We start from the raw sequence: 9,804 nt of genomic DNA on the forward strand, positions 1-9,804 counted from the left end.
TGATGCGATTGGTGTGGAAAGTTCTCAAAAAACAGATAGCAGACCATTAGAAAAAGCACCCGGTGTTTCTTTAAAGGAGGTATTACAAAACATAGCTATGGGAAATACTTCCGAAGATATGTTGACCACATTGGCCAATCGATTAATCCGCTTGGAACGCCAACTTTCTGAAAAAGATAAACTCAAATTTGCCGAACAAGCCAATGGTTTTACGATCAATCATATTGTGAAACAATTGTTGAACGCATACGATCCAGATTCCATTGAAAAAGTGGAATTAGGAGTAAAATCCAATTTACGAGGACAAGCTCCGATTGAAATTGAAAATGCTATTGCAAAAGGAAAACAACAATTGATTGAAGATGCCGTTACGGTTTTCCATAATCCGGATTTGCGTGATTTTATTGTGGATATTCGCAAGAAGTATGACCAAATTATCGATGTTGTGAATATTGATACCATTACCAACATAGGTTGGGTAGAAGACCAAGATGCAGTTGCCCATACAACAATAATGGATTTCAAAAGTTGGATAGAAAGCCATAAAGACGAAATTACTGCTTTGCAAATTTTCTATGCTCAGGATTATCGCCATAGGGAGTTCTCGTATAAAATGATAAAAGATCTGTGCGAAAAACTGAAAACTGAAAAACCGTTATTAGCCCCTTTAGCCGTTTGGCGTGCCTATGAGCAGCTGGAAAAAACAAATGGTTCTACCAAAAGCGAACTGATAGCTTTGGTTTCATTGATCCGAAGAGTAAGCGGCATTGATACTACGCTCACCACTTATGATAAAACGGTGGATAAAAATTTCCAATATTGGGTATTCAAGAAACAAGCAGGAACTTTAAAGTTTACCGAAGCCCAAATGCAATGGTTGCGCATGATGAAAGACTATGTAGCCAATAGTTTTCATATTGACCGAGACGATTTTGATTTAAGTCCTTTTAATGCTGAAGGCGGATTGAGTAAGATGTGGCAGTTGTTTGGAGAAGATACCGATGCGATTATTAATGAATTAAACGAGGTTTTAGCGGCGTAAAACTATGGCAATAACAGGAGCAGACTTTGAAAAATTAGTAGAACCTTACTTCAGAACTTTGTTTAGTAAAATGGATTTTGTAGTCATACAAGTTAGGCGACAAGATTCAGGTACTCAAAATGGTTTTGATATTAGTGTACTTTTCTTAGATGAAAATGATAAAGAAAGAGAAATATTTATCGAATGTAAATATTATACAACTGCACAATTAAATTGGTCAGATATATTTAATAAACAGCTGCAGCTTGAAGCATCTAATCAAACAGCTTCCGCTTTTATTTTGTTATCACCATTAAGAAATTTAAGTAATATAGACCATGACTTACAAGCAAAAGCTATTAAATTATTTAAGTTGCCAGTAGAGTTTTGGACTCCAGATAAGCAAGTCGAAAATTTATTTGCTCATAATGAAGAATTGTATAAAATAGTTTTTGATAAACCCACTTTTGATTTAAAAATTGAGAAAGATAAGGAACTCGAAAATTTAAAAATTAAAATCAATTCGCTTTTGCATAAAAAGGATTCTTTAAAGTATCTAAATAGTATTCGGATAATTGACACCCTTAAAGAACCAGAAGAAGATTTATATTTAAAAACTAATTTGGATGAAAAATTAAATGCGATTTTAAGTGATGACGACATAATTAGGATTGAATATCATAAAGTTAGAGCAAATTATAAAGTATATTTAGAAAATTTACAAGATGTAAATACAGAATTAAGAAATAACCTTCTTCTTTGGGAATCAGATCTGCGATTGAAGGCAGACAGATTAACTAGGAAATTTAAAATTGATACTATTTATACTCCAGAGAAGTTCTTTCATGACTTTTTCGAAGAAGCAGAAAGAGAAATGCTTACTTTTTGTAAAGATTATGAACTAAAAGGAGATAAGCAAAAGCTTTTAAATGGGGTTGTTTTTGAATTAGCCGCACAATGTCCTTTAGACTGGAGAAGAAATGGAAGTAATTAAGCATTTTATAGATTCAATTACCGAAAAAGGTTTGGTGCCAAATATAAACTTGGATAGGCCTAATTATGTGCAACCAGAAGATAGAATACAATTTAGGGCGATGCGATTATTGATTATTTTAGGAAAGCTTACGACTAACAATGGTCTAAGTAAGGAAATTATTGCTTGTGTAGATTTTTTGCTTAGAAATGAACATTTCCAAACAAAATTTATTTTGGAATATTATGCGGAAAAAAAAATATATTAAATAAGCTCGATAACATAGAAAAGTCCAATCAAATTGAAATTGATTTTAATATAGTACAGTATAAAAGTGTTCCATGGGATTTGAGATTGAATGATATGCTAATGTATTTATTTGTAAGAGATTTAATTAACTATAAAGTTGATAAGGATAATAAAAATGCAAGGATTAAATTAAGTACTAATGGGATTGAAAAATTTCATCTAGTGAAAGATATATTTCCTAGTGAAATAAATTTCTTGGCATTATTTGGAAAAAAAATGGATACAAATAAAACGATAAAAATAATAACGGAAATTATACCAAATTCATACTGGAAACAAAATGCCGAATCTGATAATTAATAGATTAATTTATAGTATCGAAACCGAAAATGGCAAATACGGTGCTAACGTTCCTTTTCATCAAGGGCTTAACATAATATATGGACCAAATTCTGTCGGTAAGACCAGTATAGTAACGGGTATAATATATGGCCTCGGTTCTGAAAAAGGGTTAGGGATTTTTAAATCTGATCAAAATCCATTTAAGCCAGAATTTTATAAATCAATAGATGGTAACCCTATTTTAAAATCGTATCTAATTTTAGAAATATCAAATGGAGTACAAGAATTTTCTATTTTTAGATATATCAAAGGAGGCAACACTGATATTGCAGCTGTTAAAGAAACTAAAGCAAGAGACTTCTTTACTACAAATGATCATAAAAGATATATTGTAAACGGTGAAGGAGTATTTTCCGAAAATGGATTTCAGAAATTTATTTTTGATTTTTTAGGGTTAGATATTGTTGAACTGCCAACTTATGACCAAAAATTTTCAAAATTGTATTTAGAAAATATTCTACCATTATTTTTTGTTGAACAAAGAGCTGGATGGTCTCAAATACAAGCAAGACAAGTTACTCGATATAACATTAGAGATGTAAAAAAAGTCGCTTTTGAATATATTATGGGGTTAGATAAATTTAGCCTCCACCTAATCGAAATTAAAAAAAAAGAACTTGAGGCACAAATTAAAAAATTATCAGAGGATTTAGAGAAGAAAGAAGAGAATTTGTTGATAATTGCAAATGCTAATAAAATTGATGGAATTCTTGTGGTTAATTCGGGATCCATTGGAAAAACTAGTATATATGATTATATAAGATATTTGAGTGACAAATATAACGTTGAGAGTAAAAATATTAATTCAATTACCAGTCAAAATAAGGATTATGAAGATGTCAACTCAAAATTAAGAGAAAATCTAAAAAGGCTTGATTATGAATTAAGGACTCTTAATAATAGAATTGAAAAAATATCAACAGAAATTGATGGATATCAAAATTATCTGGAAAGAATTCAAAAAAATAAATATAAAAATAGGCAGCTAAAAAAAATTCAGGAACTTTCAATTGAATTAAATATTACAAGTTGTCCAGTTTGTGAAAGTCCATTGAATCGTAATATTGATGATGAGTGTCACCTATGCCACTCTGATGTTAGGAAGAAATTATCTTCTCCTGAAGAAAATCTTGCTTTTCTTGAAGATGAGGAGAACACTTTTAAAAAAGTAATCCGTCAAAGAAATTTAGACAAAAAGAAACTTGAAGAAATAAGAAATGGACAAAAAGATAAAATATTACTTTACGAGAAACAATTAGATCACCAAACTCAGACATTTGCGGGAAAAGAATTTGCAGTTTTAAAAGAGAAAATACTAGAAGTAGATTCTATGTATAAAGATTTTGAAAGATATAAAAGAATTGATGAAAGGTGGCAAGCATTAAACCCAACAAGGGAGGAGATAATTAGATTAGATGTCCAATTTACAAAGCTTAAGGATAAAATCAATCAATATTTACAAACTAGTAATGATTTTACCATTTTAAAAACTATTAAAGATAATATACATAAAAATTTGAAAGCGTTGGGGATTTTCAAGTCAAATCAAAATTTAATTAATGAGATTAAAATTGATGAAAATGATAATTATTCTCCCTATTTAGATAACTATGATATTTATAATATCTCTAGCTCAAGTGATAATATAAGAATAATTCTAAGCTATTATTTATCTCTTCTACAAACTTCAATTACTTTTAAAGAAAATGAAAAAATTAAGTTTCCAAATATTTTAATTTTAGATGAACCCAAGCAACAGAATCTAGATAATGATTCATTAATAAATTGTGTTGAAGAAATAGAAAAAATTCCATCTAATGAAGGGCAAATAATTCTAACAACCTATAGTGAATTAGAAAGTGACAGAGATCGATTAAAAAAATATATTAACTTCGAAATGAAGAGTAAAACAGATTATCTTCTAAAAAAATTAAATGATTAATAATTTAACTAAAAACTGGCAACGAAAGACCCTAGGAGAAGTCTGTGAAATTAAAAGCGGAAAAAATCAATCCAAAGTTATTAACCCAGATGGGAAATACCCGATTTATGGAAGTAGTGGAATCTTTGGATATGCAGATGAATATATTTGTGATGAAAACACAACTATTATAGGACGAAAAGGAACTATAAATAGCCCAATTTATGTAACTACAAAGTTTTGGAATGTTGATACTGCTTTTGGTCTATGTGTAAAAGAAAACTTGAATAGTAAATTCTTGTATTATTTCTGTCTAGGTTTTAATTTTAAAAAATTAGATAAGAGTACCACAATACCAAGTCTTTCAAAAGGGGATTTACTTTCTATTGAGCTACCAATACCTCCACTCGATACCCAAAATCTCATCGTCTCCAAAATAGAAGAATTATTCAGCGATTTAGACAAAGGCATCGAAGATTTAAAAACCGCACAACAACAACTCAAAATCTATAGACAAAGTGTGTTGAAATGGGCTTTTGAAGGGAAGTTGACCAATAAAAAAGTTAAGGAAGGAGAATTGCCGAAGGGTTGGAAAAAGGTAAACTTAAAAGAAGTTTGTGAAGTCAAAAGAGGAAAATCAAAAAATAGACCTAGAAACGCTCCAGAATTATATGGAGGGAATTATCCTTTTATTCAAACGGGAGATATTAGAAAGGCAAATGGCGGCTATATTAGAAAGTATTCTCAAACTTACAGCGAAATAGGACTAGCTCAGAGCAAGCTTTGGCCTAAAGGAACTTTATGTCTTACTATTGCCGCCAATATTGGAGAAACAGCTATATTAAATTTTGATGCTTGTTTTCCTGATAGTATTGTTGGCTTACTTTCAAAAGAAGAAGTGCTTTTCAATAAATATTTGAATTACTTTTTTATTTCATTCAAACAGAAATTAGAAGAATTAGCTCCCGCAACTGCACAAAAAAATATAAATGTTGATATTCTAGAAAAAGTAAATTTACCACTTGCTTCTTTCGAAGAACAACAAAGTATAGTTCAAGAAATCGAGAGCCGTTTGAGTGTTGCCGATAAAATGGAGGAAAGTATTACTCAAAAGTTTATTACAAGCCGAAGCTCTACGGCAGAGTATATTGAAGAAGGCGTTTAGTGGGGAGTTGGTTTAATAAAATACAGTTATGGAAGAACAGAATTTTACAATAAAATATTCATTTAATGATATTCTTAGAGAGAGTCCATTAGGTGAAGATCCCAATGAGTTTGTAAATGAAATTGAATTTATTGTCTTCGCTACAAATGATCATTTTAATGAAATTGAACAAATAGCAAAAGGTAAAATAAGTCAAATTCTTTTTTCTTTGGCTATGGATTCTCATTTTCCTCTTCATGATGTTATGGATGCAACGCATTCTATTTGTCAAATGTCTGGCGTTTTATTTGAATGGGAGGAAAACAAACACGTATGGGATAAAATCGATACTTATTTTGATTTTAATCCACTTAATAATTATGACGTCTTTTTTTTAGAAACATTAGAAGTCATCGCAAAATATAGAGGTAAAGGTGTTGGTGAAAAGATAGTCAAGAATTTGATAGAGCGGTTTTATTCATCTTGCGGATTATGGGTTTTGAAAGCATACCCAATGCAGCATGACGTTTCAATCAAAAGAGAAACGGAAGAAAAAATGAGTGATTGGAATAAAAAAATGGAATACCAAAAAATGGAATTAAATTTTGAAAAAGCACAATTCCAACTATTCAACTACTATAAGAAAATGGGTTTTCAAAACCCTTTTGATATGGAATATTTTATAGCTCGACCACTTGATCTTATTGATAAAAATTAATAATGAGTCTTTAATTAAAAGCCGTTTAAATGAGATTATGAGAAAGCAAGATGCAAAATTTGCTAGTACTGAATAAATGGAAAAAGGAATATTTATGGAAAACCAAATAGAAATATTTAAAACCAAAGACAATCAAACAGAAATTCAAGTATTGTTTGATCAAGATACCGTTTGGTTGAGTCAAATACAAATGGCATCATTATTTGGACAGACTAAGCAAAATATTAGTTTACATATCAATAACTGCTTTAAAGAAGGCGAGTTAGAAAGAATTTCAACTGTCAAGGAATCCTTGACAGTTCAAACAGAAGGAAATAGAGAAATTAAACGAAAAATAGATTATTACAACCTAGACGTAATAATTTCAGTAGGTTACCGTGTAAAATCAAAACAAGGTACTCAATTTCGCCAGTGGGCAACCCTGCGTTTAAAAGACTATTTAGTCAAAGGATACACTATAAACGAAAAAAGATTAAAAGAAACCGAGAACAAATTTCAAGAATTAAAGCAAGCTGTCAGTTTACTGGACAATATTGTAAAAACTAAAATCGTTACCGGTGATGAAGCGCAAGGCTTACTAAAAGTCTTAAGTGATTATGCTTTTGCGTTGGATATTTTAGACCAGTACGATCACCAAACCTTAAAAATAGCTGCAACTGATACAAAAGAAGTCTTCAAAATATCTTATCCTGAAGCAAAGAAAGCTGTTGAAGGATTAAAGACTAAATTTGGCGGTTCAAACTTGTTTGGCAATGAAAAAGACGAGTCATTCAAAAGCTCTCTGGCAACGATTTACCAAACTTTTGACGGAATCGATTTATATCCTTCTGTGCAAGAAAAGGCAGGTCATTTGTTGTATTTTGTGACTAAAAATCATTCGTTTTCGGACGGTAATAAAAGAATTGCTGCTTTTCTCTTTGTTTGGTTCCTAGAGCGAAACGCTTTACTGTATTACGAAGGAAGAAAAATAATAGATGATAATGCCTTAGTAGCATTAACATTAATGATAGCCGAGTCCAAATCAGATGATAAAGACATGATGGTTAAAGTAATAATAAATTTGATTAACAATAAATAATGAGCAAAGATAATTCAGCAAACACTTCCAGTATTGTCAGTAAAGTTTGGGCATTTTGTCAAACCCTTAGAGATGATGGCGTGGGCTATGGTGACTATTTGGAACAACTAACGTATTTGTTATTTCTGAAAATGGCTGACGAATACAGCAAGCCACCACACAATAGAGAAATGCCAATTCCAAACGAATTTGCGTGGGAAACCTTGACTTCTAAAAGTGGTTCGGAGTTAGAGTTGCATTACAACATTATGCTTCGGGAGCTGGCCAAAGAAAAAGGCATCTTAGGGCAAATCTTTATCAAAAGCCAAAACAAGATACAGGATCCAGCCAAGTTATATAAACTTATTGCGCTCATCAATGCCGAAAATTGGATTTTGATGGGCGTGAAAGACAAAGGCGATATTTATGAAGGTTTACTAGAGAAAAACGCCGAAGATACCAAAAGTGGTGCGGGTCAGTACTTCACTCCTCGCCCATTGATCAAAGCAATGGTGGAATGCCTGCGTCCGGAACCTTTAAAAACTATTGCAGATCCAGCTTGTGGTACAGGAGGTTTCTTCTTAGCTGCATACGATTGGATTGTGGATAACCGAGATTTAGACAAAGAAGCCAAACAATTCCTAAAATATGAAAACTTTTTTGGTAATGAGATTGTGGCAGGAACCAGACGTTTAGCGCTTATGAACTTGTTTTTGCACAACATTGGAGATATTGATTCGGATAATTTTATTTCCCCAAATGATTCGTTGATTACAGATTCGGGTACACGGTATGATTATATCTTGGCCAATCCTCCATTTGGTAAAAAAAGTAGCATGACCTTTACCAATCAAGACGGCGAACAAGAGAAAGAAGATTTGACCTATAACCGTCAGGATTTTTGGGTTACTACCAGCAACAAACAGTTGAACTTTGTGCAGCACATACGCACGATGCTTAAAACGACAGGAATGGCAGCCGTAGTTTTGCCGGATAATGTTTTGTTTGAAGGCGGTGTTGGAGAAACAGTTCGGAAAAAACTTTTAGAAACTACCGATTTACATACGATTCTTCGTTTGCCAACAGGGATTTTCTATGCCAATGGTGTAAAAGCTAACGTACTATTTTTTGATGGAAAACCATCTAGCAAAGAGGTATGGACTAAGGAAACGTGGGTATATGATTACCGCACAAACATTCACCATACACTAAAAAAGAATCCGTTAAAATTAAAAGATTTAAGAGATTTTATCACGCTATATAATCCTGAAAACCGAAATAAAAGAAAAGAAACTTATCATGCTACAACCAATCTGGAAGGACGTTGGAGAAAATTTTCTTATGACGAAATAGTAACCCGAGGGAAAACAAGTTTAGACATCACTTGGTTGAAAGATAAATCTTTGGCCGATTTGGATAATTTACCTAATCCGGATGTTTTAGCATTGGAAATTGTCGAAAATATAGAGGCTAGTTTGGACAGTTTTAGAGCTATAATAGCTTCATTGAAATAAGAAAAATACAACATCTGTTCTTAAATCGAAAAGAGTAATTCTATAACTTTTTAATCTTCTTACAGTATTCAAACACATCACAAAAAAACAGCAGTCCTCCTGAAAAGTTGGACAGCTGTTTTTTTTATTTCATTTCACTTCTAGTATTGGTACTTTCCCTACACTGCTTTAGACTCCGTTATTACCAACATAATACCGCTTCATTCCTTTACACTCCGCAGGCTACGTTGCATTGCATTCCAGCCGTATTATGAAACTACCTTTAGACAAGTAAAGTAATTTACGTAGGAAAGCCAATCAACTTAAAAAAACGTGCTGCTTTCTATTCAGTGGCAGTAATGCCAGTTCGCAACGGCAAAACCAGTAAGTTTCGGGGAGAATCGTATGTTTCGTTTAAGTCATAAATTCAGAAAAGAAATTCCTCAGATAGAAATTCCCCTGCATCACGATTCGCTGTTATTGATGTCAGGAACAATGCAAGGTTTTAGCAGCATCAGGTACCAAAAACAACGAAAGATATTTTTGCGCGATTTAACCTCACTAGCGGACAAATTAATCGGTCGTTATAAACAATTAAAATACTACTTAGTAATACGGTTTCTAGCAGTTTAAAGAGAAAAATGACTGATAACACTGCAAATTCCAATTCAAAATGACCACCCAATTCCAATTCAAAATGACCACCTCCATTTTTCATTAAAAACTACTCTTTTTCATCTGTTAATTAGTATTCAAATATACCTAAATATTACCCTTTGTTTATCCCTCTTTTTTTCTCAGAGATTCTCCATGTAATTCGAGTCGA

Annotated in this window: 9 protein-coding genes; all 9 read left to right on the forward strand. The window is 32.0% G+C overall.

Annotation, left to right across the window (positions count from 1 at the left end):
• Positions 1 to 97: 97 nt before the first annotated feature.
• The 9 genes from ACP7AV_RS16475 (at position 98) to ACP7AV_RS16515 (ending at position 8,999) form a co-directional block, all read left to right on the forward strand.
• Positions 98 to 1,042 (forward strand): type I restriction-modification enzyme R subunit C-terminal domain-containing protein, encoded by a 945-nt coding sequence (locus ACP7AV_RS16475; RefSeq protein WP_426092899.1) that lies wholly within the window; start codon positions 98 to 100, stop codon positions 1,040 to 1,042.
• Between the two features lie 4 nt (positions 1,043 to 1,046).
• Positions 1,047 to 2,015, forward strand: coding sequence for a hypothetical protein (locus ACP7AV_RS16480; protein WP_426092888.1), 969 nt, complete (start codon positions 1,047 to 1,049; stop codon positions 2,013 to 2,015).
• Positions 2,002 to 2,262 carry a hypothetical protein gene (locus ACP7AV_RS16485; protein ID WP_426092889.1) on the forward strand — a complete coding sequence of 87 codons (261 nt, stop codon included), beginning with the start codon at positions 2,002 to 2,004 and terminating at the stop codon, positions 2,260 to 2,262. The genes ACP7AV_RS16480 and ACP7AV_RS16485 overlap by 14 nt, the downstream gene beginning before the upstream one ends.
• 101 nt (positions 2,263 to 2,363) lie before the next feature.
• Positions 2,364 to 2,603 carry a hypothetical protein gene (locus ACP7AV_RS16490; RefSeq protein WP_426092890.1) on the forward strand — a complete coding sequence of 80 codons (240 nt, stop codon included), beginning with the start codon at positions 2,364 to 2,366 and terminating at the stop codon, positions 2,601 to 2,603.
• Positions 2,584 to 4,587, forward strand: a complete 2,004-nt coding sequence (locus ACP7AV_RS16495) for an AAA family ATPase (protein WP_426092891.1) — start codon at positions 2,584 to 2,586, stop codon at positions 4,585 to 4,587. The genes ACP7AV_RS16490 and ACP7AV_RS16495 overlap by 20 nt, the downstream gene beginning before the upstream one ends.
• Positions 4,580 to 5,731, forward strand: coding sequence for a restriction endonuclease subunit S (locus ACP7AV_RS16500; RefSeq protein ID WP_426092892.1), 1,152 nt, complete (start codon positions 4,580 to 4,582; stop codon positions 5,729 to 5,731). The genes ACP7AV_RS16495 and ACP7AV_RS16500 overlap by 8 nt, the downstream gene beginning before the upstream one ends.
• 28 nt (positions 5,732 to 5,759) lie before the next feature.
• Positions 5,760 to 6,428 (forward strand): hypothetical protein, encoded by a 669-nt coding sequence (locus ACP7AV_RS16505; protein WP_426092893.1) that lies wholly within the window; start codon positions 5,760 to 5,762, stop codon positions 6,426 to 6,428.
• Between the two features lie 94 nt (positions 6,429 to 6,522).
• Positions 6,523 to 7,506 carry a RhuM family protein gene (gene rhuM, locus ACP7AV_RS16510; protein WP_426092894.1) on the forward strand — a complete coding sequence of 328 codons (984 nt, stop codon included), beginning with the start codon at positions 6,523 to 6,525 and terminating at the stop codon, positions 7,504 to 7,506.
• Positions 7,506 to 8,999, forward strand: coding sequence for an N-6 DNA methylase (locus ACP7AV_RS16515; protein ID WP_426092895.1), 1,494 nt, complete (start codon positions 7,506 to 7,508; stop codon positions 8,997 to 8,999). Before rhuM ends, ACP7AV_RS16515 begins: the two co-directional genes overlap by 1 nt.
• Positions 9,000 to 9,804: the final 805 nt, after the last annotated feature.

This window comes from Flavobacterium sp. DSR3-2, assembly GCF_049896525.1.
In the GTDB taxonomy this organism is placed as follows: domain Bacteria; phylum Bacteroidota; class Bacteroidia; order Flavobacteriales; family Flavobacteriaceae; genus Flavobacterium.

What these genes read in the sequence shown, in the direction of transcription:
- ACP7AV_RS16480 (WP_426092888.1), top strand. Translation starts at nt 1,047, where the DNA reads ATGGCAATAACAGGAGCAGACTTTGAAAAATTAGTAGAACCTTACTTC.
- rhuM (WP_426092894.1), top strand. Translation starts at nt 6,523, where the DNA reads ATGGAAAACCAAATAGAAATATTTAAAACCAAAGACAATCAAACAGAA.
- ACP7AV_RS16495 (WP_426092891.1), top strand. Translation starts at nt 2,584, where the DNA reads ATGCCGAATCTGATAATTAATAGATTAATTTATAGTATCGAAACCGAA.
- ACP7AV_RS16500 (WP_426092892.1), top strand. Translation starts at nt 4,580, where the DNA reads ATGATTAATAATTTAACTAAAAACTGGCAACGAAAGACCCTAGGAGAA.
- ACP7AV_RS16490 (WP_426092890.1), top strand. Translation starts at nt 2,364, where the DNA reads ATGTATTTATTTGTAAGAGATTTAATTAACTATAAAGTTGATAAGGAT.
- ACP7AV_RS16475 (WP_426092899.1), top strand. Translation starts at nt 98, where the DNA reads ATGGGAAATACTTCCGAAGATATGTTGACCACATTGGCCAATCGATTA.
- ACP7AV_RS16515 (WP_426092895.1), top strand. Translation starts at nt 7,506, where the DNA reads ATGAGCAAAGATAATTCAGCAAACACTTCCAGTATTGTCAGTAAAGTT.
- ACP7AV_RS16505 (WP_426092893.1), top strand. Translation starts at nt 5,760, where the DNA reads ATGGAAGAACAGAATTTTACAATAAAATATTCATTTAATGATATTCTT.
- ACP7AV_RS16485 (WP_426092889.1), top strand. Translation starts at nt 2,002, where the DNA reads ATGGAAGTAATTAAGCATTTTATAGATTCAATTACCGAAAAAGGTTTG.